The 26,429-nt window shown below is 72.8% G+C and carries 17 protein-coding genes; 10 read left to right on the forward strand and 7 right to left on the reverse strand.

Features of this window, described 5'->3' with window-relative positions; all coding sequences use genetic code 11:
- Positions 1-346: 346 nt before the first annotated feature.
- Complete coding sequence (locus tag ACSYGO_RS03540) at positions 347-3,142, forward strand: MMPL family transporter (RefSeq protein WP_460385723.1); 2,796 nt, start codon at positions 347-349, stop codon at positions 3,140-3,142.
- Positions 3,139-8,775 carry an aminotransferase class I/II-fold pyridoxal phosphate-dependent enzyme gene (locus ACSYGO_RS03545; RefSeq protein ID WP_460385725.1) on the forward strand — a complete coding sequence of 1,879 codons (5,637 nt, stop codon included), beginning with the start codon at positions 3,139-3,141 and terminating at the stop codon, positions 8,773-8,775. Before ACSYGO_RS03540 ends, ACSYGO_RS03545 begins: the two co-directional genes overlap by 4 nt.
- 87 nt (positions 8,776-8,862) lie before the next feature.
- Here the strand turns inward: ACSYGO_RS03545 and ACSYGO_RS03550 are convergent, their stop codons facing one another.
- A complete protein-coding gene (locus ACSYGO_RS03550; RefSeq protein WP_426680434.1) occupies positions 8,863-9,165 on the reverse strand; it encodes a cupin domain-containing protein in 303 nt (100 codons plus the stop codon).
- A 191-nt stretch (positions 9,166-9,356) separates the two neighbouring features.
- On the opposite strand from ACSYGO_RS03550, the gene ACSYGO_RS03555 reads away from it, so the two are divergent.
- Complete coding sequence (locus tag ACSYGO_RS03555; RefSeq protein ID WP_460385726.1) at positions 9,357-10,514, forward strand: FAD-dependent monooxygenase; 1,158 nt, start codon at positions 9,357-9,359, stop codon at positions 10,512-10,514.
- 233 nt (positions 10,515-10,747) lie between these two features.
- Positions 10,748-11,620 (forward strand): hypothetical protein, encoded by an 873-nt coding sequence (locus tag ACSYGO_RS03560; RefSeq protein WP_426680436.1) that lies wholly within the window; start codon positions 10,748-10,750, stop codon positions 11,618-11,620.
- Positions 11,621-11,654: 34 nt separating this feature from the next.
- Here the strand turns inward: ACSYGO_RS03560 and ACSYGO_RS03565 are convergent, their stop codons facing one another.
- Positions 11,655-12,629, reverse strand: coding sequence for an MsnO8 family LLM class oxidoreductase (locus ACSYGO_RS03565; protein WP_460385727.1), 975 nt, complete (start codon positions 12,627-12,629; stop codon positions 11,655-11,657).
- Positions 12,630-12,786: 157 nt separating this feature from the next.
- Positions 12,787-13,134, reverse strand: coding sequence for a response regulator transcription factor (locus ACSYGO_RS03570; protein ID WP_460385728.1), 348 nt, complete (start codon positions 13,132-13,134; stop codon positions 12,787-12,789).
- Between the two features lie 449 nt (positions 13,135-13,583).
- Between ACSYGO_RS03570 and ACSYGO_RS03575 the strand changes: the two genes are divergently transcribed.
- Positions 13,584-16,094 (forward strand): SpoIIE family protein phosphatase, encoded by a 2,511-nt coding sequence (locus ACSYGO_RS03575; RefSeq protein WP_435223408.1) that lies wholly within the window; start codon positions 13,584-13,586, stop codon positions 16,092-16,094.
- A gap of 14 nt (positions 16,095-16,108) precedes the next feature.
- Here ACSYGO_RS03575 and ACSYGO_RS03580 read toward each other — a convergent pair whose 3' ends face one another.
- The 4 genes from ACSYGO_RS03580 to ACSYGO_RS03595 all read right to left on the reverse strand — a co-directional run bounded on the left by ACSYGO_RS03580 (position 16,109) and on the right by ACSYGO_RS03595 (position 20,489).
- Entirely contained in the window at positions 16,109-16,702 is a 594-nt protein-coding gene (locus ACSYGO_RS03580; RefSeq protein WP_432174308.1) for a hypothetical protein, read from the reverse strand.
- A 315-nt stretch (positions 16,703-17,017) separates the two neighbouring features.
- Positions 17,018-17,200 carry a hypothetical protein gene (locus tag ACSYGO_RS03585; RefSeq protein WP_426680441.1) on the reverse strand — a complete coding sequence of 61 codons (183 nt, stop codon included), beginning with the start codon at positions 17,198-17,200 and terminating at the stop codon, positions 17,018-17,020.
- A gap of 230 nt (positions 17,201-17,430) precedes the next feature.
- Positions 17,431-19,128, reverse strand: coding sequence for a hydrogenase maturation protein (locus ACSYGO_RS03590; RefSeq protein WP_460385729.1), 1,698 nt, complete (start codon positions 19,126-19,128; stop codon positions 17,431-17,433).
- A 239-nt stretch (positions 19,129-19,367) separates the two neighbouring features.
- Positions 19,368-20,489 carry a lipid II:glycine glycyltransferase FemX gene (locus ACSYGO_RS03595; protein ID WP_460385730.1) on the reverse strand — a complete coding sequence of 374 codons (1,122 nt, stop codon included), beginning with the start codon at positions 20,487-20,489 and terminating at the stop codon, positions 19,368-19,370.
- Positions 20,490-20,875: 386 nt separating this feature from the next.
- On the opposite strand from ACSYGO_RS03595, the gene ACSYGO_RS03600 reads away from it, so the two are divergent.
- The 5 genes from ACSYGO_RS03600 (at position 20,876) to ACSYGO_RS03620 (ending at position 26,253) form a co-directional block, all read left to right on the forward strand.
- Complete coding sequence (locus ACSYGO_RS03600; RefSeq protein WP_460385731.1) at positions 20,876-21,619, forward strand: 2OG-Fe(II) oxygenase; 744 nt, start codon at positions 20,876-20,878, stop codon at positions 21,617-21,619.
- A gap of 94 nt (positions 21,620-21,713) precedes the next feature.
- Positions 21,714-22,076 carry a hypothetical protein gene (locus ACSYGO_RS03605; RefSeq protein ID WP_460385732.1) on the forward strand — a complete coding sequence of 121 codons (363 nt, stop codon included), beginning with the start codon at positions 21,714-21,716 and terminating at the stop codon, positions 22,074-22,076.
- A 268-nt stretch (positions 22,077-22,344) separates the two neighbouring features.
- Complete coding sequence (locus ACSYGO_RS03610; RefSeq protein ID WP_460385733.1) at positions 22,345-23,151, forward strand: DUF899 domain-containing protein; 807 nt, start codon at positions 22,345-22,347, stop codon at positions 23,149-23,151.
- A gap of 473 nt (positions 23,152-23,624) precedes the next feature.
- On the forward strand, positions 23,625-24,956 hold the full coding sequence (locus ACSYGO_RS03615; RefSeq protein ID WP_426680447.1) for a PP2C family protein-serine/threonine phosphatase: 1,332 nt from the start codon (positions 23,625-23,627) through the stop codon (positions 24,954-24,956).
- A 148-nt stretch (positions 24,957-25,104) separates the two neighbouring features.
- Positions 25,105-26,253, forward strand: coding sequence for an MASE1 domain-containing protein (locus tag ACSYGO_RS03620; protein ID WP_460385734.1), 1,149 nt, complete (start codon positions 25,105-25,107; stop codon positions 26,251-26,253).
- Positions 26,254-26,429 lie beyond the last annotated feature (176 nt).

The following is a 26,429-nucleotide window of genomic DNA, read 5'->3' on the forward strand; positions in this document are numbered from 1 at the left end:
GGTCGTTGCGTCAGCCATGTCAGCCGTGTCTGCCACGTCGGCCTCCTTGGGCGTTGCCCGAGCCGCTCCCCCGCACATACAGGCTAGCGAGTCGCTGCCGTCCGCACGTTTCGAGCGCGGGCGCGCCTCGAACTGCCGGGCAGCCGAGAGCCCGTCGCGCACGGCGGCACGCTGGTCGTGCAACGCCTCTGGCATCCACCCGGTTCAGGGTGCGGGTACCTCCTCCGCTCGGTCGCGTCAAGTGACGAACAGCCGGGACTACGGCGCGCCGACCCGCCCGGGCACGGTGGCAGGACGCGCCTGCCGCACACCCCGGAGCGGGCGCGGAACGCCCCTGGAGGCTCGGATGCTGTGCTGGATCGGTGAGGCGGCGACCCGTCGTCCTCGGCTGGTGCTGTTCGCCGGGCTCGTCTTCCTCGTGCTGTGCGTGGTGTTCGGCGCCGGGGCCGGCGGCCGTCTGAAGACCCAGGGATACGACGATCCCCGTTCCGACTCCAGTTTCGCGGCCCGGGTGACGGCCGACCGATTCGGCGGATCTCCGAACGTGGTCGTCGTCGCACAGGTGCCGCGGGGGTCCGTGGACGACCCCGCCGCCCGTCGGGCCGGTGAGGAGCTGACCCGGCGACTGGCGGCGCAACCGCACGTGAGCGCCGTCGTCTCGTACTGGACGACTCATGCGGACCGGCTGCGCGGCCAGGACGGCCGGGCGGGCCTGGTGCTCGCACACGTGGACGGGGACGGAGAACAGCTCGCGGAGCGGGTACGGGAGCTGCGCGCCGTGCTGGCCGGGTCCGGGTCGGGTTCCGGTGCCGCCGCGGCCGGGTCCGGGTCCGCCGTCGTCACGGCCGGGTCCGCTTCTGGTGCCGCCACGGCCCGTGCCGGCGGGTCCGATCCCGGTACCGGCGGGTCCGATCCCGGTTCCGGCGGGTCCGGACCCGGTGCCGGTGGGTCCGGTCCCGGTACGTCCGTGGCCGCGGGGGCGTCCGCCGACGGATCATCCGGCGCCCGGACATCCCCGGGCGAGTCCTCCGCGCGCGGGGCGTCCGCCCGCACGGCTCCCTCCGGTGAGGCCCCCGGCCCGTCGGCGCCGGGCGGGACGGCCGCCCTGCACGTACGCGTGGGCGGACCCGCGCTCGTCGAGGCCGAGATCCAGGACCTCTCGGACTCCGACCTGAAACGGGCGGAGGCCGTCGTCGTGCCCGGCACGCTGATCCTGCTGGTCCTGGTGTTCGGCAGCGTGATGGCCGCGCTGCTCCCCCTGCTGATCGGCGGGCTGGCCGTCGCCGGGACGCTCCTGGTGCTGAACGTCCTGGGAGCGGTCACGGACGTGTCGGTGTTCGCGCTGAACCTGACGACGGCGCTCGGGCTGGGCCTGGGAATCGACTACGGCCTGCTGGTCGTCTCCCGCTTCCGTGAGGAGATCGCCGCCGGACGGCCATCGCGCGAAGCCGCCGTGGCCACCGTGCGCACCGCGGGCCACACGATCGTCTTCAGCGCCGCGACCGTCTGCGCCGCGCTGGCGACGCTGCTGGTGTTCCCGCCGTACTTCCTGCGGTCCTTCGCCTACGCGGGCATCGCCGTGGTGGCGATCGCGGCCCTGGGCGCCCTGACCGTCATGCCGGCTCTGCTGGCGCTGCTGGGCCGGCGGGTGAACGCGTGGCCCGTGCCGTGGCGCCGTCGGGCGCGAGCGGGCGGCGCGTCGCGCGGCTGGGAGTCGCTGGCGCGGCGTGTCGTACGCCGCCCGGTACTCGCCGCGCTGCCGGTGATCGGCCTGCTGGCGGTCCTCGCCTGGCCGTTCGCGCACGCGTCGTTCGCCACCCCCGACGACCGGACGCTGCCGGTGAGCGCGACCAGCCGCCAGGCCGGGGACGCGTTGCGCGACGAGTTCGGCGGGAAGGGCGCCACGCCGCTGACGGTGTTCACCACGAGCACGACACCGCAGGTCGCCCAGGACTACGGTCCCCGGCTGTCCGCGCTGCCCGACGTGGCCGAGGTCGTCGGTCCGTCGGGCGTCTACCGTGACGGTCGGCAGGTCGGCGGGATCGACCCACGGGCGGCCGGTACCGCGACCGACACCGACGGTCCCGCGTTCCTGGTCGTCGTGCCCTCGGCCGACCCCCGGTCGGGGGCTGCTCAGCAGCTGGTGCGTGCCATTCGCGCCATGCCCGTCCCCGCGGGCACCTCGGTTCACGTCGGCGGGCCGAGCGCGGTGCTCGTCGACGCCAAGGACACGGTCGCGCACCGGCTCCCGGCCGCGCTGGCGATCATCACCGTCACCACGTTCGTGCTCCTGCTGGGCTTCACCCGCAGCGTGATCCTGCCGTTCAAGGCCATCGTGCTCAACGCGCTGAGCCTCGCGGCCGTCCTCGGCGCGATGGTGTGGGTCTTCCAGAACGGCCACCTGCAGAACCTGCTCGGCTTCACACCCGGACCGCTCACCACCACCATGCCGGTCCTGCTGCTGTGCATCGTCTTCGGGCTGTCGGTCGACTACGAGGTCTTCGTCCTGGCCCGCATCAAGGAGGCCCACGACGCCGGGCAGGGCACCGCCGACGCGATCGTCACGGGCATCGCCCGCACGGGCCCCATCGTCACGGCCGCGGGTGCTCTGCTCGCGTTCACCCTGCTCAGCTTCGGCACCTCGCGGGTCGGGCTGCTCCAGTTCTTCGGAATCGGCGCGGGCCTCGGCGTCCTCCTCGACGCCACCCTCGTACGCGGTGTCCTGGTGCCCGCGCTCATGCGGCTTGCGGGCCGCTGGAACTGGTGGACGCCGCGTCCACTGCGGCGTGAGCCGCTTGCCGCGCGCACCTCGGCGGCGCACGGCCCGGAGCATCCGCCCGACCGGACGTGCACACCGCTGCCGGGCCCGGCGTGCCCACCGCCTCCGGGCCCGGGACGCGGATCGGCTCCGCCCCCGCCACCGGTGTCGGTACGCCGGTGGCCTCCTCCCCCGCCACCGTCCCCGGCGCCGGGGCATCGGCCACCGCCGCCTCCGCCACCACCACCGGTGCCGGAACATCGGTCGCCGCCGGCGTCCGGGGCCGCGCCGCCCGCCGCGCTCCCCCCGACCGCCCCACCCCCCGGCCCGCTCCCCGGTCCATCGACGCCCCCGCCCTCCCCCACGAAGGAAGACCTGTCATGACCGTCATCGTCTCCCCCGCCGACATCGCCGTCATCGGCCTCGGCTGCCGTTTCCCCGGCGCCCGTGACCTCCAGGCGTACTGGAAGCTCCTGCTCGCCGCCGAGCGGCAGTTCGCCGCCGTGCCCGCGGAGCGCTGGAACCACGCGCCCTTTCACACACCGGGCCGGCGCACCGCGTCCGCCGCCTACACCGACCAGGTCGCCTTCCTCGACGATGTCGACCGCTTCGCCGCCCTGCACTACGGGCTGCCGCCCGCCCGCGTCGAGGCCATGGACCCGCAGCACCGGCTCATGCTCGACGTGACCCGCGAAGCCCTCGACGACGCGGGCTGGGGCCGCGGCGGGTTCGACAAGGACAACACCGGGGTCTTCGTCGGGATGTCGGTGTCGGACTACAAGGACCTCCTGTCCGCCCAAATCAGGGCTCTCACCCTCGCCGAGGGACCACCCGGCCTGCCTCCCGACTGCCCCGGGTCCGGCGCCCGCGCCGTCGCGGCCCTCTCGGGTGACGCCGCAGCCGCCGGTCACGCATGCGCCGCGGAGGCCCGGAGGACCCGCACCCGTGCGTCCGACGCCCGTGCCGCCGACGCCGTGCGGCAGTGGGCCCGGCAGCTGTGCGAGATCCGCGCCTTCACCCTGCCCGGCAGCCTGCTCAACATGGCACCGGCCACCATCAGCCGGCAGTACGGCCTCGGCGGTCCCAGCTTCGCCGTGGACGCCGCCTGCTCCGGTTCCCTGATCGCGCTGGAGACGGCCGTCTCCCACCTGCGCCGGAACACATGCCGCATCGCGGTCGTCGGCGGTGTCTACATCAGCCTCACCCCCGACGGCCTGATCGGCTTCTCCCAGCTGGGCGCGCTGTCCGCCACCGGAGTGTGCCGCCCGTTCGACCGGCGCGCCGACGGTTTCGTCCTCGGTGAGGGCGCGGCGAGCGCCGTCCTGCGACCGCTCGCGGACGCACTCGCCGCCGGCGACCGGATCTACGCCGTGATCAAGGGCATCGGCTCCGCCAACGACGGCGCCTGCCCCGGACCGCTGGCTCCCACGGCCGAAGGCCAGCTGCGTGCCATGCGCCGTGCCTACCACGACGCCGGCGTGGCCCCGTCCTCGATGGGCTACATCGAGGCGCACGGCACCGCCACCCGTGCCGGCGACCGCGCCGAGGTGGAAGCGCTGCGCCGGCTGCGTACGGAGTTTCCCGACGACGATCCCGGCCTGTGCTACCTCGGCTCGACGAAGGCCCTCATCGGGCACGCCCTGGCCGCCTCGGGGCTCGCGGGGCTGGTGAAAGCGGCTCTGGCCGTCCACCGACGGACCGTCCCGCCGCAGCCGGACGTCACCCCGCACCCGGATCTCGCCGTCGGCACCGCCGGTCTGCGGTTCGCCGACACCGTGCGGCCCTGGCCGCAGGGAGCGGCGCCGGTGCGGGCCGCCGTCAGCTCGTTCGGCTTCGGCGGCACCAACGTGCACGCGATCCTCGAAGAAGCGCCCGCGCCCGCCCCGTCGCCCGCTCCGGTCGGACGGGCTCATGCGCAGCACGCCGCAGCGCCGGCCGGGCCGGACGTGCCCCGCCGCCCGCAGCGGCCGGAACGCGCTCCGCACCTCGTCCTCGTCTCGGCCGGCAGCCCCCGTCTGCTGGACGCCCACATCGGCGAGCTGCTCGACGTCCTGGACCGGGCGCCCGGGACACCGCTCGCGGCCCTGGCCCACACCCTGGGCTGCCGCGAGCCCCTCACCTCCCGCCTGGCCGTCACGGCCACCAGCCTCGACGAGTACGTGAGGCGGCTGCGCCTGGCCCGGCGGCGGCTCGCCGAGGGTGCGCGGGGTGATCTGGGCGACGGCGCGTTCGCCGCGGACGCTCCCCTGCCGCCCGATCGCCGCCGTGTCGCGTTCGTCTTCCCCGGGCAGGGCAGCCAGCGGCTCGCCCTGATGCACGACCTCTACCGGCGGTTCGCCCCGTTCCGGTCGGCGTTCGACGAGCTCGCCCGCGTCGCCCGCGAGCACACCCACCTCGATCCGGCCGAGGTGCTGTACGGGCCACGGGCGACGGCACGACCGGACGACGCGGAGCTGCGTCGGAGGCTGGCCGCCACCGAGGTGTGCCAGCCGCTGCTCGGCACCGTCCAGATCGCCGCGACCCGTCTGCTGGCCGCCTGCGGCATCCGCCCCGACGTCGTACTGGGGCACAGCGCCGGGGAGTTCGCCGCCGCCGCGGCGGCGGACGTGCTCACCGGTGAGGACACCGTCCGGCTGCTCGCGAACCGCGGCACCGTCCTCGCCCGCACCGAGTCCGGCCGGCGGGGGCAGGCCGGATCCGCCGGCGGGATGCTGGCCCTGCACGCCGACAAGGCGACCTTCCGGCAGCTGGCCGACGGCGTCGACGACGTGTGGCTCGCCTGCTTCAACCACCCCCGGCACGTCGTGGTGAGCGGAACCCTGGAAGGTCTCGCCACCCTGGAACGCGCCTGCGCGGCCGCGAAGGTCGCCACCCGGCGGCTGGAGGTGTCGGGCGCCTTCCACTCGCCGCGCGTGGCCGGCGCCGAGAAGGCCATCCGCAGCGATCTCGCCCGCCGCGACCTCGCCCGCCCCTCCGTGGCGTTCGTCTCCTGCGTGAACGGCGCCCTGTGCACCGAGCCCACCGAGCTCCGCGAGCTGTGGGCCCGGCACGCCTCCGCGCCGGTCCGCTTCGAGGACGCCGTCCGCAGCGCCCATGCCCACGGTGCCCGCGTCTTCGTCCAGGTGACCGGACACCGTTCACTGCTGTCGTGCATCCGCCGCACACTCACCGGCCACGACGACGTCCACCTCGTGTCCGCCGACGGGCCGGCACCGGACAACGGTCACACCTTCCTCGACGCGCTCGCCCGCCTCGCGGTCCTCGGTGCCGGAACCGACCCCCGCGCCCTCGTCCCCCACGACGAACGCCGGCTCCTGGACCTGCCGGTGGCCCGGCTCGACACCCGGTCCTACTGGATACGGGGGACGCGGCGGCCGTCGGCGCACACGGAGGCGGGTTTCCCCGTGGACTCCGCCGTCCCCGAGGACTCCGCCGTCCCCGAGGACTCCGCCGTCCCCGAGGACATCCCCGAGGAGTCGGCCGTCACCGCGAGCGACGCTGCCTCTGTGAGCGACGCTGCCCCCGAGAACTCCGCCGTCCCCGTGGGCGCCGCCGCCGACGCCGGTGTGGCGGACCACGCGACAAGGCCGGACGGGGAGCAACAGCAAACCGACGTACGGGACTTGCTGACCGAGGCGCTCGCCCTGCTGCGGGAACAGGCCGTCACCCTGACCCGCCTCGAAACGGCGCTGGATGCCTACGCCGCCACCCGCCCCGCCCAGGCCGCAGAACCGCCCGTGCCGCGGGGCACCGGGCCGAGTGACGGTGCGGACGGCTCGACGAGCCCTGCCGTGACGGAGGTTGTGACGCTCCCGGCGGCGCGGTGCGAACTGCCCGACGCGGCCGGGACGGACGACGCCTGCTCGGCACCGCGGGACAGCACGGAAGCCGTCGAGGCTGCGGGAGACACGGAGGCCACCGAGGGCGAAGGAGCCGCTGAGGCCACCGAGGGCGCGGGAGCCTCTGAGACCGACGAAGCCGCAGCGGTCGCTGAAGCCGTGGAAGCCACGACAGCCACGGGGACCGTCGAAGCCACGACAGCCGCGGGCACCGTCGAAGGCGCCACGGCCGCGGGCACCGTCGAAGGCGCCACGGCCGCAGGCACCGTCGAGGCCGCGGCAGCCGCGGAGATCGCCGGGACCGTGTTCGCGCACGTGGCCAGGATCAGCGCGTTCCCGGTCGGCCATCTGCGCGCGGATCAACGGCTGGTCGAGGATCTCGGGTTCGACTCGCTCATGCTGACCGACCTGTTCACAGCCCTCGCACGGCAGTGGCCGCGGTTGTCGGCCGACGAGAAGCGGCACGACCTGCCGACCGTCGCCGCCCTCATCTCCATGATCACGGAAAGTGCGGGCGGCACGGAGGTGTGCACATCGGCCGCGACACCGCCCGCGTCCGGGCCCGCCGCGATCCCCGCGGGCGACGCACCGGGCGCCGCTCGGCCCGCACGACCGAGCCCCGGCCAGGAGGCACCCGGTGTGCTCACCGTCGTACCTGCCCCGGAGACCGAACCGACAGTCGACGGCAGCCACGACACGGGTGCCCGACCGGAAGTCGACGGCCACAACGTCACGGATGCCGAACCGAGGGCGCACATCAGCCACAACGTCACGGATGCCGAACCGGGGACGGACATCAGCCACAACGGCTCGGATACCGAACGGAGGGCGCACATCAGCCACAACGGCTCGGATACCGAACCGGGTACGGACGGCAGTCACGACGGCACCGGTCCGGAGCGGCCGCCCGCCCGCGCGGACGCGACGGATCCCGCCGCCGACGGGCGGGGCGGGCGGCAGAGCCGGATCGACCGCTTCCCGGAGGTCGCCGCGCACGGCGCGCGAGTGGCCGCTTTCACTCAAGCCGGCCTGCCGAACCCGTACTTCCTCGTCCACGACGGCGGCATGACGGACACGACCGTCGTCGAGGGCCGCGAACTGCTGTCGTTCTCCAGTTACAACTACCTGGGCCTGGCCACCCACCCGCACGTCCGCGAGGCGGCCGCGCAGGCCATCGAACGCCACGGCACCTCGGTGTCCGCCAGCCGGCTGCTGTCCGGCAACCGCCGGCTCCACCTCGACCTGGAGACGGAACTGGCCTCCGCGCTCGGGTGCGAGGCCGCGCTCACCCTGGTCAGCGGACACGCCGCGAACGTCACCCTGATCGGGCACCTCGTCGGCGAAGGAGACCTCGTCGTCCACGACGCCCTCGCGCACGACAGCATCCTCCAGGGATGCCGGCTCTCCGGCGCCACGCGGCGGCCCTTCCCGCACAATGACGCGGCCGCGCTCGACGCCCTGCTCGCCGAGGTGCGCCCGCACCACCGCCGGGTCCTCGTCGTCGTCGAGGGCGTGTACAGCATGGACGGCGACATCGCCGACCTGCCCGCGCTGATCGAGGTCAAGCGCCGCCACGGCGCGCTGCTGATGATCGACGAGGCGCACAGCATCGGGGTGCTCGGCGAGCACGGCCGCGGCATCGGGGAGCACTTCGGCACCGCCCCGGACGCCGTCGACCTGTGGTCGGGCACCCTGTCCAAGGCGCTGGCGAGCTGCGGCGGTTATGTCGCCGCGAGTCGTACGGTCGTGGAGTACCTGCGCTACACCGTTCCCGGCTTCGTCTTCAGCGCCGGGATGACACCCGCCAACACCGCCGCGGCCCTCGCCGCTCTGCGCGTCCTGCGCGCCGAGCCGGAGCGCGTCGCCCGCCTGGCGTCCAACGCCCGGCTCTTCCTCCGCCTGGCTCGCCAAGGGGGCGTCGACACCGGCGGCAGCCGCGGCACTCCGGTCGTCCCGTGCATCGTCGGGGACTCGACGAAGACGCTGCGCGTCGCCGATCTGCTCTTCCGGCGAGGGATAAGTGTCAATCCCATCCTCCACCCGGCGGTGCCCGAGCAGGAGTCCCGGCTGCGCTTCTTCGTCACGTGCGACCACACCCCCGAGCAGATCTACCACGCGGTGAGCACGCTCGTCGCCGTGCTGCACGAGGCCGACGTCACCGGTACCGCCGCCGCCTGAGCCGGGTCCGCAGGGCAGCCGACGGGCCCGGACGGGACCCCCCGGGCCTGCCTGCGGATGTCACGACCGTCTCGCGGCGGAGGACGGTCAGGAGGCCGGGTCGGTGTGCTTGAGCTCGATCTCGACGAAGGCCAGGTGCGCCTCGCCGACGTTCACGACGTCGTGCTCGCCGCCGGCCGGGCGGGCGTAGGACTGCCCCGCGCGCAGGTCGGACTCGGTCACCGAGCCGTCGGGGGCGACCGCACCGGTGCGCCCGTCGGTCACCGGCACGACCACGTAGTCGTGCGCGTGCACGTGCCGACCGGTGCGCTCTCCGGGCCGGAAGTCCCAGCGGGTGACCCGGACCTGGTCGTCCTCGTACTGCACGCTCGCCTGCGCTGTCGTCGCCATCGACGTTCTCTTCCACTCGCCTTGATCCGTTGCCGCAGGCCAGTGGACCACACCGAGGTGCCCGCAGGGCCACTCGGGAGCCGTGCGGACCCGTCCCGGAACGACTCCTCACGGGGGTGGCGCTCATCGGCCGCGGCGGGGTCACATCACTGAGGGACACCGTCTGGGAGTGCTGGAGTGGGGGGCGTGGCATGAGGGCGATCGTCGTGGGCGCGGGCATCGGGGGACTGGCGGCGGCGCTGAGCCTGCGTCGCGCCGGTCACGAGGTCACCGTGGTCGAGCAGGCGTCGCGGTTCGCCGAGGTCGGTGCGGGGCTCCAGCTGGCGCCCAACGCCACGCGCGTGCTCCGCCGGCTGGGCGTGCTCGACGCGGTCGCCGCGCGGGCCGCGCGTCCGTCCCACGTGAGCTTTCGCACCTGGTCCGACGGGAGCGAGATCTGCCGGTACGCGCTGGGACGCGAGGTCGAGGACGCGTTCGGCGCGCCGTACCTTCAGGTCCACCGGGCCGACCTGCACCGGGTGTTGGCCGCGCAGGTGCCGCCCGGGTCGTTGCGCCTCGGCACCGTCGTCGTGGGCATCGAGCAGGACGACGAGACCGCCCGCGTGACGACGGCGGGCGGCGAACGACTGGCGGCGGACCTGGTCGTGGCCGCGGACGGTGTGCGGTCCGCGGCCCGCCTGTGGCTCTTCGGCGCGGACGACGCGGTCTTCTCGAAGACCGCTGCCTACCGTGCCCTGCTGCCGGCCGACGAGGTGAAGGATCTGGACCTGCCGGCCACGGGGATCTGGCTCGGACCGGACCGGCACTTCGTCCACTACTGGGTGCGTGGCGGGGAACTGCTCAACGTGGTGGGAGTGTTCCGGGCAAAGGCCGCTCAGGAGTCGTGGACCGCACGGGCGGAGCCCGGGGAGCAGATGCGCGAGTTCGACGGTTGGGACTCCCGGGTGCTCAAGGTCCTGGAGCGTGCGGGGCGGGTGTTCCGCTACGGCATCCACACCCGTGCCCCGATCACGCGATGGAACGTCGGGCGGGTGGCTCTGCTGGGCGACAGCGCCCACGCGATGGTGCCCTTCCAGGCGCAGGGTGCGGCGCAGGCGATCCTGGACGCCGCCGCGCTCGGTGACGCGCTCACGGATGCGACGCCGTCCGAGGCGGCCGAGGCGCTCGGCCACTATGTGCGCCTGCGGCTGCCGACCGCCACGAGCATGCAGACCAGGTCCGCACAGGCGGGCGAGGACTTCCACCTGCCGGACGGACCCGAGGCGGAGGCGCGGAACGCCCGCATGGCGGCGTACGCGGCAGCGCACGGATTCATGCCTCAGGCGACCGCGTGGGCGGCCGATGCCTGACGGACGGATGTCGCTGCGAGGACGCACGGCGCGGCCGTCCGACCGTGTGGCCCGTCGGAACCTGTGCCGTGCTGAGCCTGTGGCCTCGCGTGTCACCCTCCGAGATCGCCGGAAATGTCCGTTAGGCTCGCGCCGCCACACAGGTTTCGATCTTCACGGAGGGCAGGACGGCGAAGATCAATCGCGAGCGTCTCGTCAGAACGCTGACGTTCTGGCTGCGCCCCGCCTTCGCGTTGCGCGTCGTCGGCCGGTTCCAGAAGATCGTCGGCTTCGACCGCTCGATGGCCCTGGCCTCCAGCGCTCTGACCACACTGATTCCGCTCGCGATCCTCAGCAGCGCCGTTCTGAGCAATGTCGTCCAGGAGGACTCCGCACAGCGGATCATCAAGCGTTACGGCCTCACCGGCGCCGGCGCCGAGGCGGTCGACTCCCTGTTCTCCCCCGCCGAGAACACGGACGCGAGCGTGGGCGTCTTCGGAGTGCTCTTCCTGACCATCTCGGTGCTCAGCTTCGCGCGAGCGGCTCAGCGGCTCTTCGAGCAGACCTGGGAGCTGAAGCCCCTCAGCGTGCGCAACACGCGCAACGGCCTGTGGTGGATCCTCACCCTCGGTGTCTACGCGGTTCTCACCGGATGGCTCACGGCCGTGCTCTACCGAGGCGGTCTGGGACTGGTGACCGCCGTGTGCCACGCTCCGCTGACCGCCGTCTTCCTCGTCTGGAGCGGCTGGAGCCTGTCGGCCAAGCGGATCGCCTGGCGCGACCTGATCCCCTTCGGCGTCACCGCGGCCGTCCTGACGGCGGCCTACTCCGTGGCCGCGACGCTCTACCTGCCGCACCTGTTCAACACGTACGCCACGCGCTACGGCGTCGTCGGCGCCGTCTTCGCGATGATCTCGTCCCTCTTCTCGGTGATGCTCGTCGTCGTCGCCTCGTCCGCGCTGGGACGAGAGGTACGGGACGAGCTCGTCCGCATCCGCGACGGCCACCGCCCGTCGGACCACGAGGTCCGGCGGCAGTGGGACAGCGTGGTCGAACAGGCCCGGTCCCGGTGGCGCTCGGCACGGGAACAGGTCTCCCATCGCCGCGCCAAGAACACGAACCACTGACCGGCGCGGCGGACCGCCGCCGGCCCGGCCCGCATCACGCCTCGCTCAGAGCCCGGACGAGTTCGAAGGACCTCAGGCGGTCGGCCAGCGCGTGGACGGGTGTGACCAGCATGAGTTCGTCCGCGCCGGTCGTGTCCACGAGGTTCGCCAGGTGCTTCGCGACGGTCTCGGGCGTGCCGTGTGCCTGCTGGGCGCGGAAGCCCGCCAGCGCCGGCAGCTCGTCCGCGGCGAACGAGTGGCCGGCCGCCTCGTCGGGCGTCGGGAAGGGGAAGTCGCTGCGCCCCTTGAGGAGGCCGGCCTTGACGACGTCCATCGGGCCCGCGAGGCGGGCCGCCTCCTCGGCCGTCCCGGCGCAGACCGTCTCCACGCAGACCAGCACGCGGGGGCGCTCGCACCAGCGGGAGGGCGCGAAGTGCTCGCGGTAGTGGCGGAGCGCGGCGAGGGTGTTGTCGGGACGAATGTGGTGGGCGAAGGCGATCGGAAGTCCGAGCTCGGCCGCGAGTGCGGCACCGGCCGTGCTGGACGACAGCAGCCACGGCTCCGGGAGCGGGCCGAGGGCGACCTCGTCGACCAGATGGCGCAGGCTCTCGGACACGTCGCTGCGGTACTCGTCGTCCGTCGCCGGCCCGGCTCCGCGCCGCAGCGCCCGCGCCGTCGGCTCGTCGAAGGTGCCCGGGCCGCGGCCGATGCCCATGTCGATCCGCCCGTCGTGCAGTGCGGCCAGCGTGCCGAACTGCTCGGCCAGCATGAGCGGGGCGTGGTTCGGGGCGAGCACACCGCCGGAGCCGAGACGGATGGACGAGGTCAGCGCGGCCGCGTGGGCAGCCAGGACGACGGGCGGAAAGGCCCCGATGGCCGGGGAGTGATGATGCTCGGCGTACCAGAGCCGCAGATATCCGAGGTCGTCGAGGCGCCTGGCGAACTCGGTGGTGTCCTTCAACGTGTCTGCGGCTCGGGCACCTGCCTGGACCATGGCCACTTCGAGTGCACTGAGCGGTACGGTGATCATCCAGCAAGTATAGAAAGCGTCGACTGACCCAAAGTCCGCCGCCTGACAGGTAGTTGGGGACCCGAGGCGACTCACCCGCCGGGTTCCGGCACGCGCCGGACGAGAGGCCCGGAGTCGTCCCGCCCGCCGGTCGGACCGGCACTCGAACGGCGCTGCGTCACAGGCCGAGGGAGACGGCCAGTCGGGTCATCTCGGCGGTGGTGGTGATGTTGAGCTTGGCACGGATGCGGCGCAGGTAGGCGTCGACCGTGTGCTTGGACAGTCCCATCTGGCGTGCCGCCTGCAGGTAGGTGCAGCCGGCGGCGATATGTCGCAGGGTCTCGCGTTCCCGCGGGGCCAGCGCGGGCGCGCCGGCCTCGGAGGTCGCGGCGTCGGCCTGGGCGCCAGGGGCGGACGTCTCGGCGGCCGGAGCGGAGACCGGGGCAGAGACCGGGGCGGACGAGCTGGAGACCGAGGCGGCCGGGGCGGTCGGGGTGGAGATCGGGGCGGTGAGGGCGGGGCTCATGAGGTCTTCCTTCTCTGTCGACGGGTCGGTCGGGTCGTCACTGCCCACACCCTCGGAAGCAGTAGGCAAATGCCCGATTGAGGCGTTTTGTCCTGGTTCAAAAAGACTGACCCGGCGACGTCATCACCACGTCCGCCGACTGTCACGGGCGTGTCACAGGCCACATCCCGACGCGTACGACCACCGGCAGGGCCCGAGGCGCCATGATCAAGAGCGGCACCCGCCATCCGCCGTGCTCCATCTGCCGCACCCCACCGGACACGGCCGGGACGGCGCACCCGGGTGCCTGCCGCGAGGGCGCGGGGGACGGCGGCGACGCGCCGACCGGGCGTATGCCCCCGGAGGGCAGCGCCGGGTTGGTGCTCCGCGCTCCCCAGGATCATGCTGGACAGGAGGGCCCCTGCCCCAGGCCCAGCCGTCCAGGTTCCCGAAGGGCGAGATGAGCGGCGATGGAGCGACTTCCCACCCCTCCCGGTGAGCAGACGCAGGCAAATGCCCTGCCCGACCCGGCCGTCACGACCACCACCGCCACGGCGACCATCAGCGACCAGGGCATCGTGACCGGATGGAGCGAAGGCGCCGAGCGCCTGCTCGGCTACACGGCCTCGCAGATCGTCGGACAGCCCGCCGTACGCCTGCTCGCCGAGGACGTCGACGGCACGGGCGGCCTGGTCGACGCCGCCGACACCGCCGCGGCGCTCCGCCGGGACACAGCCGGGCGGGAGCGGTGGAACGGCGCCGTGCCGCTGCGGCACCGCGACGGGCACCAGGTCACCCAGCGGCTGCTCGCGCACCACCGGACCGAGAGGGCAGCCGAGTGGCTCGTCGTCTCCGCCGTACGGGACCGCCCCCACCCCCCGGCGCGCCCGGTCGGCAAGCCCGCCCAGGAGGGCGACGTCCTGAGGGAGTGGACCTTCCGCCAGACGCCGTGCATCCTCGCCGTCTTCGACACGGATCTGCGGCTCGTACGGGCCAACGTCGGCATGGAGCACGCCCTGCTCCTGAGCGAGGACGACATGCGCGGTCTGCGACTGTCCGACCTCGCCCCGCACGCCGCGAGCGACGAGGCCGACGCGAAGATGCGCCTGGTCCTGGACAGCGGCGAGCCGCAGCACATGGACGCCTTCCTGCACCACTCGGGCGTCAGCAGCGAGCACGGCTGGCCGGCCTCGCTCACCCCGCTCAAGGATCCCTCGGGCCGAGTACGTGCCGTGTGCCTGGCCGCCCACGACATGCCGCACGAGGAACCCGCCCGGCAGCGCATGCAGCTGCTGCACGACGCCGCCGGACGTATCGGCACCACCCCCGACAGCCGGCGCACGGCCCAGGAACTCGCCGACGCCGTCGTCCCGCGCCTCGCCGACCGTGCCGTCGTCGACCTGTTCGAGACCCCCCAGCCCGCCGACACCTCCCACGCGCCGCAGGTCAGGGACTTCACCATGTCCCGTGCCGCCGTGAGCCCGGCGCCGGACAGCGGCCCCCCACCTCCCGGTGACTCCGGTCCGAAGGTCCGGCACCTGGAGGCGTCACCGGTGGCGCAGTGCCTGGCCCAGGGCCACGGCGCCCTGTTCGAGGCGGGGTCCCCGGCGCTCGCCGAGTGGGTCGCACACGACCCCGAGGCCGCCCGGCTCCACGAGCCCGGCGTCCACTCCTTGATGATCGTGCCGCTGCGCGCGAACGGCTCCACCCTCGGCGTCGCCCTCTTCGTCCGTCACCAGCACCCCGCTCCTTTCGAACAGGACGACCTGTGGCTCGCCGAGGAGCTCACCGCCCAGGCCGCCATGAGCATCCACCACTCCCGCCGTCCGGCGCGCGACCACACCACCACCATGACCCTGCAGCGGAGCCTGCTCCCGCAGACGCTGCCCGACCAGCACGCCCTCGACATCGCCACCCGCTACCTGCCCGCCGTCGCCAAGGCCGGCGTCGGCGGCGACTGGTTCGACGTCATCCCCCTGTCGGGCGCCCGTGTGGCCCTGGTCGTCGGCGACGTCGTAGGGCACGGCATCCGCGCCTCGGCCACCATGGGCCGCGTACGCACCGCCGTGCGCACCCTCGCCGACGTCGACCTGCCGCCCGACGAACTCCTGACCCACCTCGACGACCTCGTCCTCCACCTGTCCGCCGAGGAGACCGGCGCCGACGACGCGACGCCCGAGACCGCCGGAGGCATCGGCACCACCTGCCTCTACGCCGTCTACGACCCCATCTCCCGCCGGTGCACCCTCGCCCGTGCCGGCCATCCCCCGCCCGCCGTGGTCACCCCCGACCACACCGTCCGCTTCCTCGACGTCCCCGCCGGCCCACCGCTCGGCCTCGGCGGACTGCCCTTCGAGGCCCTCGAGACCGAGCTGCCCGAGGGCAGCCTCCTCGTCCTCTACACCGACGGGCTCCTCGAGACGCGCGAGCACGACATCGACGAAGCCCTCGACACCATGTTCGCCGCCCTCGCCCGCCCGGCCCAGAGCCTCGACACGGTCTGCGACCGGGTGCTGACCTCGATGGTGTCGCACCGCCCCGACGACGACATCGCCCTGCTCATCGCCCGCACCCGCGCCCTGCAGACCGACCATGTCGCCGCCTGGGAGCTCGACTTCGATCCGGCGGTCGTCGGGCGGGCCCGCCAGCACGCCACCGAGCAGCTCGCCGCCTGGGGACTCGACGACGCCGCCTTCATCACCGAACTCGTCGTCAGCGAACTGGTCACGAACGCCATCCGGTACGGCCGCCCGCCCGCCCAGCTCCGCCTCATCCACCAGAACAGCACCCTGATCTGCGAGGTCTTCGACTCGAGCAGCACCGCACCGCACATGCGCCGGGCCCGTACCTTCGACGAGGGCGGCCGGGGCCTGCTGCTGGTCGGACAGCTCGCACAGCGCTGGGGCACCCGCCACCTGCCCACCGGAAAGACGGTCTGGGCCGAGCAGTTCCTCGCCGCCGACGCGGAGTCCGCGCGCTGAACCACCTGGCGCCGCTAGGCCACGACCTTGGCCTTGTAGGACTCCGGGTAGCGCTCCGTGAACTTGACCGCGCACGCCAACAGGACGATCGGGACGACCCAGTTGAACCAGTCGTCCAGGGACGGCACCAGGATCGCGAGCAGGCCCAGCACGGCGATGACGACGAAGACCCCGCCCCATACGGCGGTCAGGACCATGTTGATGTGCTTGAAGACCGGCGAGTCCCAGACGTCGGGCGGTGTCGACCGCCGCGCGTACTGGGCGGTGAACGGATCGAAGAACAGCGAGCCCAGTGCCACGAGGGCCACGACCGCGTTGGCGAGCACCTGCGCGTAGGTCTCCAGCCAGATCAGCTCGTGGTGGTCCAGGGCCAGGGCGAGGACGGAGACCACGGCGAAGAACACGATGCCGGTCATGTCGAGCAGGTTCAGGTGGCCCTGAAGGATGTCCCGGCCGGAGAGCACGAGGGACGCGGCGAGTGCGGCCAGCGCCGCGTACTCCCAGGTGCTGGGGCCGGCCACGATCGTGAAGATGATCCAGGGAGCGAACCCGAGGAAGACGCCACCGGCGCTGACGGATCTCTTCGGCGGTGCCTTCGTCTCCGTCATCTGTCCCATGGAACGGCTCCCATCGCTTGTCACGAGCGAGCGGGCGGGCACACCGCTTTCCTCATCATGCCGACGGGGAGACACGGTCGCATCCGGGCGGCACCGGGGCCGGAGTGCGCCCCCGCGCGGATCCCGCCGATCACGGATTCCGGACATCGGCCGCGCGCCTTCGACCGGCTGGACGCGCGTGTGGACGGCGGGGGCCGGGCCCGAGCCGTCCACACACGCATACTGCTCCGGTCATTCATCCGTTCGTCGACGATCACCTTCGTCGAAGCGCCGGCCGGTCGCGCCCGGCGACCCGCCGGCCTGCGATCACTGGATTCCCAGGTCGTCCGACCGCTCGCCCTCCGCCTGGGACGGTTCGGTCCTGGGAACGTCCGGGTGCCGCTCCATGGCCGCGCTCGCGCGCTCGGCGGGCTCGTCTCGCTCGCCCTCGGCCTGGGAGGGCGTGTGGGAGTACAGCCAGCGGTCGTACTCCGAGGCTCCGGTCTTCATGGTGGCCTCCCTTGCTCGCTCACCTCCCATGGTCCTCTTCGGACCGCGCCGGGGCCAGGGCAGTCGGCACGCCGGTACGGCTGTCCCGCCGGAGCGGCGGTCCCGTGTCCCGGTCCGGCCCGGCCCGGCCGTGTCAAGTCACGAGATCCAGTGCCGTGACACCGGGCACCGGCTCGGGCCTACTGGAACCACGGGCCCGCCTACATGACGCGGGCCCGGCCAAAGCACCCTCACGAGATGTCTTCCGCCGCCGGGACGGCCGCCAGGCCGGTCAGATGGAGCGGCGTCCGGGGCGGCTTCTCCTTGTGGACGAAGGCGCGCCGCAGCGCGTGGTACGAGCTGTCCGGGTCGTCGAAGGTCCGGCGCATCCGGGCCAGCTCGCCTTCCCGGAAGACCTCCAGCGGTCCGGTGTTCGCCTGGTCGGCCTTCTTCCTCTCGATCCGTGCGCGCGTGGCCGGTGCCGCGGCCAGCCCGGCCGCCAGGAGACGGACCTCGTCGGCGAAGTCGTTCGCGCCGCACTCCAGGACACGGTCGACGAGGCCGAGGCGCAAGGCGCCGGTGGCGCTGACCGGGAAGGCTTCGTGCATGAGCCGCGCCGCGGTGGCGGCTCCCACCCGGCGAGGCAGTGTGCACGTCCAGTACTCCGAGCCGTACAGGCCCATCAGACGGTAGTGCGGGTTCAGCACGGCGCCGTCGCGGCACCACACCTCGTCGGCGGCCAGGGCGAGCATCACGCCGCCCGCCGCCGCGTTGCCCGGGACCGCGGCGACGACGAGCTTGTCGTCGGTGGTCATCACCGCCTCGACCAGGTCGTCGATGGCGTTGATGTTCGCCCAGGACTCCGCGGCGGGGTCGTCGGCGGCCTCGATGACGTTGAGATGGATGCCGTTGGAGAAGAAGTCCCGCCGTCCGCCGAGGACCAGGACGGCGGTGGGGCGGGCGCGTACCTGTTCGTACGCGTCCAGGAGCCGACGGCACTGGGAGGTGCTCATGGCTCCGCCCGGGAAGGAGAAGGACAGATGGCCGACGCCGTCCTCCTCGCGGTACTCGATGTCCGACCAGGTGCGCCGGCCGTCCGCCGGGGACAGCGGTGCGCCGAGCTCGGGCAGCGGGGGCAGCCGGGAGCCGAGTGCCGCCACGGCCGGAAGCTTGAAGGTGGGCGGCTGCCCGGGCACGCGCCGCCGCCGCAGCTCGGGGATCCACACGGCGCCGTCCTTCGTCGCCCGGCAGAGCGCTCCGTTCCTGGTGGCGAGCGGCTCGCCGGGGACGCCGCGCAGGGTGTCCTCGGGGTGGCCGCCGTGCAGGTACCACTCCTCGCCGAACAGCACGTCCAGGACGCCGGGTTGGGAGTCGGCGGCACGCAGCTTGCGCAGGACGGTCGGCGTGTCGTCCTCGTGCCAGTCGATCCGCCGGGCGCTCTGGTCGAGGTAGGGGCGGGTGCGGGCGCTGCTCTGCGGTCGGGGGGTGTGGGTGCCCGAGGCGAAGCGTTCCACGGCCAGCAGGACGGCACGGAGGGCGGCGTCGGCGATCTCGTTGCGGTACAGGTCGCTCTTGGCCAGCGGTGACAGCGTGCAGGCCGCGGTCGCCCAGACGTCACCGGCGTCCATCTCCTCCACGGCCTGAAGGACCGTCACACCCCAGTCCTCGGCGCCCTCTTGGATGGCCCAGTCGAGGGAGGAGGGTCCCCTGTCGCCGAGAGGACCCGGGTGGACGACGAAGCAGGGGTAGGCGGCCCACACTTCGCGCGGGATGGCCGTTCTGAGCATCGGGGCGATGACGATCCGGGGTGCGTGCCGGTGGACGGCGTCCGACAAGGAGCAGCCCGGGAGGGCGAGTTCCACGGGGACCGTGTGGCCGCGGTCCCGCAGTTCGGCGTGGACGCGTTGGGTGAGGCTGTTGAAGCCGCTGGCGATGAGCAGGATGTGCACGGCGAACTCCCCCGGCGGGCGACGGTGTCTGCGATGATGCCAGGCCGCCTGTGATCCTGTGGGCCGCTCTCGTCGGGCACGCGCCGACCGGCCGGGGGATCCCTCGAAAGCGAGGCGGGAGCGGCCACTTGGCCCCGCGGGTCACCCCGGCGCGCGGGCCGCGCCCACTGCAGGAGCGCGTCCCGCCGGGTCGGTCCTTGGTGTGGCGCTCGTCCCCGCGCCGGGATACGTACGTGCCCTCAGCGCCTGGACATGTAGAGGTTCAGGGCCTTGTGGAGGACCTTGTTGAGCGGGTAGTCCCACTCGCCGAGGTACTCGACCGCATCGCCGCCCGTGCCGGCCTTGAACCGGAGCAGGCCGAGCAGATGGTTGCCCTCGTCCAGAGTGTCGGTGATGCCGCGGAAGTCGTAGATCCGGGCTCCGAGTTCATGGGCGTCGGACATCATGCGCCACTGGACGGCGTTGTTCGGCTGGACCTCGCGCCTGCGGCTGGTCGAGGCGCCGTAGGAGTACCAGACGTGATCGCCGACGGTGAGCATCGTGGCGGCCGCGAGCACCTCGCCCTCGTGATGGGCGAGGTAGAGGCGCATGCGGTCGGGGTCCTCGGACGTCAGGGCGGTCCACATCCGCTGGAAGTAGGGCAGCGGGCGGGGGATGAACCGGTCCCGTTCGGCCGTCTCGACGTAGAGGTCGTAGAAGACGGGCAGGTCGTCGTGGCCTCCCTGGACGACCTTGACGCCGGCCTTCTCCGCCTTCTTGATGTTGCGGCGCCACTGCTGGTTGAGGCCCTGCCGGATCTCCTCGAGTGACCGTCCGGCGAAGGGCACCTGGAACACGTAGCGCGGCTGGCCCGCGGCGAAGCCGTCCTCGCCCCCCGGTTCGGTCTGCTGCCAGCCCATCCGCCGCAGCCGGTCCGCGATGTCCGAGGCTGCGGGCTCGTGCGCGGTGGGCTCCACCTCCCGCAGCCACCGGGCCTGCGGGTCGGCGATCGCGTCCTTGACCGCCTCGGCGCTCCAGCGCCTGGCGACGACCGGCGGGCCCATCTTCACCGAGAACGCACCCCGGTCCTTCAGATACGCGAGCATCGGCTCCAGCAGACGCTCCAGATCCGGGGCCGCCCAGTCGAGGACCGGGCCCTCGGGCAGATAGGCGAGGTACCGCTTCAGCTTGGGAAACGGCCGCATCAGCACCAGTCCGGCCCCGACGAGCCGGTCGTGCTGGTCGAACCAGCCCAGGCTCTCGGCCCGCCAGTCCGGCTTCACGTCCCCCCACGAGGGAACCTGCATATGACTCACCGAGGAACGGGCCGAGACGAAGCCCAAGTGCTCGTCACGGCTGATCGCCTTCAGGCGATAACTCATGCGCAATGCTCCTTTGCTCGGCGCACCAGCCTACTGAGCCGTAGCGCGATCACGGCGTGTCACACGGCCGGGAGCGTGAAGCGGGACGAGCCGGGCTCGGGTACGTGCCGCCGAGGGCGTCCGCGGGCTCCGGCGGAAGTGACGCGGAGGTGTCGCCACGGCACGGCTTGTCGTGGCGACACCCTGCGCTCGCTTTCCCGGCGCTCCGCGAACGGCCGCTCGCGTTCCGTCCCCTGGCAGGCCCGTGAAGCAGCCCCGCAGCATGACGTCCGGATCCCGCCGGCACTCGGCCCCGGGGACGACGAGGGTGGAGACAGAACGGCGCCGGACGTGCACACGCACCGCGTGCGTCCGGGGCACGACCTCCGATCCAAGGAATCCACACCGTGAGCACGACCACCCAGACCGCCGCCCGGACCCCCACCCCGGTCTCCGACCGGGTCGCCCGGGCCGATTGGGCAGCCCTGGCCGACGAACTCGACGCGCACGGCCATGCACCGACCGGCCCGGTCCTCACCCCCGCCCAGTGCCGCGAGATCGCGGCCCTGTACGACGAGACCGACCGTTTCCGTACGACCGTCGACATGACCCGCCACCGCTTCGGCTCCGGCCAGTACCGCTACTTCACCCACGACCTGCCCCACCTGGTCGGCGAGCTGCGCGAGGCGTTCTACCCCCGGCTCCTTCCCGTCGCCCGGGACTGGGCCGCCAGACTGGGACAGCCCGCCCCCTGGCCCGACACCCTGGAGGAGTGGCTCACGCTCTGCCATGGGGCCGGGCAGGCCAAGTCCGCGCAGATCCTGCTGCGTTACGGCCCCGGCGACTGGAACGCCCTGCACCGCGACGTCTTCGGCGACATGCTCTTCCCGCTCCAGGTCGTCATCGGCCTGAACGCCCCCGACACCGACTACACCGGCGGCGAGTTCCTCATGACCGAGCAGCGGGCCCGCGCGCAGTCACGTGGCTACTCCGCCACCCTGCCGCAGGGCCACGGCCTGGTGTTCACCACCCGGGACCGGCCGGTGGCCGGCAAGCGGGGCTGGTCCAACGCGCCGATGCGACACGGTGTGAGCACGGTGCGCACGGGCTCTCGCCACACGCTCGGCCTCGTCTTCCACGACGCGGCGTGAACACCGGCTCCGACCCCCACTCCGGCACCGGCACCCTGCTCGGTGTGTCTGCCCGGCGCCCACGCCCGCGGGAAGCGGAGCCCATACTGAATGCGTGCGCACACCCTTCGCTCAAGAGGCGGTCCTCGTCATGGCGGCCGACGGCGACGTGCGAGCGCCCGGTGCCGCCGTCACGGTCGCACTGTGCGGGGACTGGGAGCACGAGCCCCCGTGCCCGCTGGCGCCGCACCACACGTCCGCGGAGCGTTCCGGGGACGAGGTCAGGCTCCGCGTGCTGTTCGCGGCCGATCCGGCCGACGAGGCCGAGGCCCGCACCCGGATCGAGTCCGCCCTGTCGCAGAGCACCTTCCGGGGCCCGGACGGCGTCACCACTCGGTGGCGGCTGCGCGGTACACGGCCCAGCCCCGTCCGCCCGGACGAGACCGAGCACGCCGAACGACTCGCCTCGCCGCAATGACGCGACGGTGACGGCACGGGCCTCGGACACTCCCTGGACCCCTCCTCGCCCCGCCCCGGGGCCGACAGGCCGCGGAACTTCTCGCCCCGCACGAGCAGTTCGCCACGGACCTGCGCGAGAGGGCGGACGAATACGGCGGACGAATACGGCGGTCGAGGAGCACACGGCGCTGCGACGCGGGCCGTGCGGCACCCGGTGGTGGGCAGGGGCGGGACGGGCCAGCATGAAGAGCGGCAGAGCCGTGAGGGCCGCAGTTGGGAGAGCCGGGATGACGACCATGGGCATGGGAGACCTGCCGCCGGTGGTGTCGCGCGAGGAGTGGCTGACCGCCCGCAGAGAGCTGCTGAGGAAAGAGAAGGAGCTCACCCGGGCACGCGACCGGGTCAACGCCGACCGGCGGCGGCTTCCGATGGTCCGGGTCGACGGGCCGTACACGTTCCAGGGCCCGGACGGGACGGTCGACCTGCTCGACCTGTTCGAAGGACGGCCACAGCTCGTCGTGCACCACTTCATGTGGATGTTCGACATCGATGCCGACGGTCGCGAGCACCCCCGTGACTACGGGTGCTCCAGCTGCTCCTCCGCCGCCGACCAGATCCCCGCCGACCTCCGGCAGCTGCACGTGCGGAACACCAGCCTGGCCGCGGTGTCCCGGGCGCCGTACGACACGATCACCGCGTTCCGCGACCGTATGGGCTGGACGTTCCCTTGGTACTCCTCGGAGGGCAGCGCGTTCAACTACGACTTCCACGCCACCGTCGACGACCGGGTCGCTCCGGTGCTGCTCGGCTTCCGCACCGAGGACGAGCTCGCCGCAGCGGGCAAGCCGTGGAACGAGGACATGCGCGGCGACTGGCCGGGCATCAGCACGTTCCTCCGTGTCGGCGACGAGGTCTTCCACACGTACTCCGCGTTCGGCCGCGGGATCGAGGAGTTCCACAACGGCAACAACTACCTGGACCTCACCGTGCTCGGCCGCCAGGAGCCGTGGGAGGAGCCGAAGGGGCGCGCGACCCCGCTCGGCCTGCACGTCGGGGGCCCCGCGATGCGCCTCCCCGACGAATACGAGACCTGACGGCGTCGGGCGGACCGAGGGGGAACGTCCGTGCCGCCGAGACGACGGGACGACGGGACGACGGGACGAGGGTGGATCGGTCCGGGAAGTCAGGCAACGACGGAAGTGGCATGCTGCTGTTGGAGCAATGACCATGTGCCCTGTTGGGCCGTGCCAGGCTGTGGTCCCGATTGATCAGGGTCGTGTCAGGAGGCCGGTGTGTACCGCTCAGGTGAGGGCCTGCGGGAGCGGCGCCGTCGCGGCCGACGCGCGGGCGCGGCCGTGTCGGTGCGGACACCGCCCGCGCCCCGCCCGGACCGGCGGACGAGCACCGGGACAGCCCTCCTGTCCGGCGACCCGTCCGCGGCCGATGCACCCAGTCGGCCGCGTGGAGCCGGCCCGGCAGCCGACGGCGCTCCGTCCGGCTCGGCCGAGACCGGCCGCTGCCCCTGGAGAATGCCGCGGTACCGGCATCAGGCCGTCGGGCGCTCGTGATGGCCGGACACGAGGGGCGCCGCCCGAGGCAGCCGCACCTGCCCGATCTGAATGTGCGTCTGCGCGCCGAGGTGAGCCAGATCGACGAGCAGTTGCGGGCCCTGCTGGACGCCATGGACCGGCTGCAGGGGCTGCTGGACGCGGTGGTGGCCATCAGCAGGGAGGTGGAGCTGTCCGCCGTGCTGCACCGCATCGTCAGCACCGCCATGGACCTGGTGGGCGCCCGCTACGGCGCCCTGGGCGTCCTCAGCGAGTCCGGGGAGCACCTGGAGCAGTTCATCTCGGTCGGACTGTCCGAGAAGGAACGAAGCGATCTGGCCGACACCGGCATGCCGCGCGGGCTGGGTGTCCTCGGCCACCTGATCCACCACCCCGAGCCGCTGCGGGTCGACGACATCTCGGCCCATCCGTCCTCCTCGGGGTTCCCGGCCGGCCACCCGCACCTGGGCACCCTGCTCGGCGTCGCCATCAGCGTGCGCGGCGAGATCTACGGTGACCTCTACCTGTCGGAGAGGAAGGACGGCCGGCCCTTCGACGTGCACGACGAGAACATCGTCATCGCGCTGGCCAGCGCCGCGGGCATCGCGATCGACAACGTCCGCCTGTTCGAACGGGTGCGCGTCGGGGCCGAGCAGTTCCAGCGACTCCTGCTGCCGAGGCTGCCCGACCTGCGGCCCTTTTCGGCCGCCGCCATCTACCGGCCCGCCACGGAGCCGAGCCAGCTCGGCGGTGACTGGTACGACGCGGTACTGCTGCCCGACCACGTGGTGGCGATCGTCATCGGTGACGTGATCGGCCACGATCTGCACGCCGCCGCCTCCATGGCCTCCACCCGCAACATGCTGCGCGCCCTCCTGTTCGACCGGCTGAACCCGCCCGGCGCGGTCCTCGCCCAGCTCGACCGCACCCTGCAGGCCGTCACCAGCAATCCCGTCACCACCATCACGCTGGCGCGGCTCGAACCGGAGGGGCCGGGGTGGCGCCTCCACTGGAGCACGGCGGGCCATGTGCCACCGCTGGTGATCAGCCCCCGGCACCGCGCGGAATACCTGTTCGCCGAGCCCGGACTGCCGCTCGGCGTCGATCCCGACCAGCCGCGCCCCGACCACTCCCGCTACGTGCCCCCGGACGCCACCGTGGTGTTCTTCACCGACGGACTCATCGAAGATCCGGCACGGCCGATCGACGAGAGCCTCGACAGGCTCGCCGGTCTCGCGGCGACGTACAGCGGTCTTCCCCTGGACGACTTCGTGCAGGCACTGGCCGATCACCACCCCAGTGACGGCCACGACGACATGGCCATCCTCGCGCTGCGCACCCCGCACGTCTGACCTGGTCCTTCGCCCGCAGACCGGCGTCGGCCGGGCGGTGCCGTGGACGCCCTGGAAGACCCGGCCGTCGGCCCGCCGGTGCCGTGGAGGATCCGCGAGATCCGACGGATGATGGATCTCGGGGCGGTGTCGATGCGGAGGTCGCCCGATGGCTGTCGCGCCGCATGAACGGCTCCGGCGACGCGGGGTGCTCGCCCTGGAAATCTGCGTCGTCGCCGCGCTGTACTACGGCTCGGCCCGGCTCGGACTGGCCCAGCAGCTCGTACGCAGCCAGGTCACACCGCTCTGGCCGCCCACCGGTATCGCGCTGGCGAGCCTGCTCCTGCGCGGCCCTCTCGTCTGGCCGGGAATCATGCTCGGTGCCTTCCTGGCCAACTTCTCGCTCGGCCCGTCGATGCCGGCCGTCCTCGCGATCACCGCCGGGAACACGCTGGCACCCGTCTGCTCGTACCTGCTGCTCCGCCGGACGGGGTTCCACAACGAGATCGACCGATTGCGGGACGCACTCGCCCTGATCTTCCTCGGTGCGTTCCTCGGCATGCTGATCAGCTCGACGATCGGTAGCGGCACGCTGGTCGCCGCCGGTGGGCTCGGCCCCAGCGCCTTCTGGCCGACGTGGTCGGTGTGGTGGACCGGGGACGCGATGGGCGTCCTGCTGGTCACTCCGTTCCTTCTGCTGCTCCCCTCGGTGCGTCCGCCGAGGGGCATCTCGGCGGCGCGCTGGGTGGAGGCGCTGTTGCTGGTGGCGGCCACCGTCGCGGTCGGATCCCTCCAGAGGACCGACACGCCACTGCTCTTCCTCGGCTTCCCCCTGCTGATCTGGGCGGCCTTCCGCTTCCAGTTGGCGGGCGCAGCGCCCTGCGCCCTGGCGGTGTCGACGTTCGCCATCGTCGGCGCCGTCCAGGGAACGGGCCCGTTCGCGGATCGCGACCTGCTCACCAGCATGATCACGCTGCAGGCGTTCAACGGTTCCGCCTCGCTGACCGCACTCCTGCTGAGCGCGGCCGTCAGCGAGCGCAACCAGACCCAGGTGGAGATCGCGCGAGCCTGCAGACAGCTCGCCGAGATGGTGGCCAAGATCGCGGCCAGCAGCCACCGCCCGGTTCTCTCCGACGGAGAGAACACGGGCGTGTGCGAGGTGACGGAGGTGGAGCAGGACGTCAGGAAGGAGGGGCCGAAGGAAGCGGAGCAGGACGTCAGGAAGGAAGCGCCGAAGGAAGCGGCGAAGGACGTCAGGAAGGAAGCGCCGAAGGAAGCGGCGAAGGACGAGGAGAGCAGCCGGACCGCGAGACCGTGAGTACGCGTCCGCTTCGTGCCGGGCCTTGCCGTCATGACCGAAACGTACAGAGCGCCACTGACAGTGAAGTGCTGCTGCACCGCCCCACCGGCCGGTCGCGGGGCCCGGCCACGAGACCGGCGAAGGCCTTCGCGCGACGTGCGTGAGGGGCGTTGTCAGTGGTGGACGGCAAGATG

This window comes from Streptomyces krungchingensis, from assembly GCF_054729265.1.

Coding starts and splice junctions, on each gene's coding strand:
- ACSYGO_RS03540 (WP_460385723.1), top strand. CDS start 347: ATGCTGTGCTGGATCGGTGAGGCGGCGACCCGTCGTCCTCGGCTGGTG.
- ACSYGO_RS03545 (WP_460385725.1), top strand. CDS start 3,139: ATGACCGTCATCGTCTCCCCCGCCGACATCGCCGTCATCGGCCTCGGC.
- ACSYGO_RS03550 (WP_426680434.1), bottom strand. CDS start 9,165: ATGGCGACGACAGCGCAGGCGAGCGTGCAGTACGAGGACGACCAGGTC.
- ACSYGO_RS03555 (WP_460385726.1), top strand. CDS start 9,357: ATGAGGGCGATCGTCGTGGGCGCGGGCATCGGGGGACTGGCGGCGGCG.
- ACSYGO_RS03565 (WP_460385727.1), bottom strand. CDS start 12,629: ATGATCACCGTACCGCTCAGTGCACTCGAAGTGGCCATGGTCCAGGCA.
- ACSYGO_RS03570 (WP_460385728.1), bottom strand. CDS start 13,134: ATGAGCCCCGCCCTCACCGCCCCGATCTCCACCCCGACCGCCCCGGCC.
- ACSYGO_RS03575 (WP_435223408.1), top strand. CDS start 13,584: ATGGAGCGACTTCCCACCCCTCCCGGTGAGCAGACGCAGGCAAATGCC.
- ACSYGO_RS03580 (WP_432174308.1), bottom strand. CDS start 16,702: ATGACGGAGACGAAGGCACCGCCGAAGAGATCCGTCAGCGCCGGTGGC.
- ACSYGO_RS03585 (WP_426680441.1), bottom strand. CDS start 17,200: ATGAAGACCGGAGCCTCGGAGTACGACCGCTGGCTGTACTCCCACACG.
- ACSYGO_RS03595 (WP_460385730.1), bottom strand. CDS start 20,489: ATGAGTTATCGCCTGAAGGCGATCAGCCGTGACGAGCACTTGGGCTTC.
- ACSYGO_RS03610 (WP_460385733.1), top strand. CDS start 22,345: ATGACGACCATGGGCATGGGAGACCTGCCGCCGGTGGTGTCGCGCGAG.
- ACSYGO_RS03615 (WP_426680447.1), top strand. CDS start 23,625: ATGGCCGGACACGAGGGGCGCCGCCCGAGGCAGCCGCACCTGCCCGAT.
- ACSYGO_RS03620 (WP_460385734.1), top strand. CDS start 25,105: ATGGCTGTCGCGCCGCATGAACGGCTCCGGCGACGCGGGGTGCTCGCC.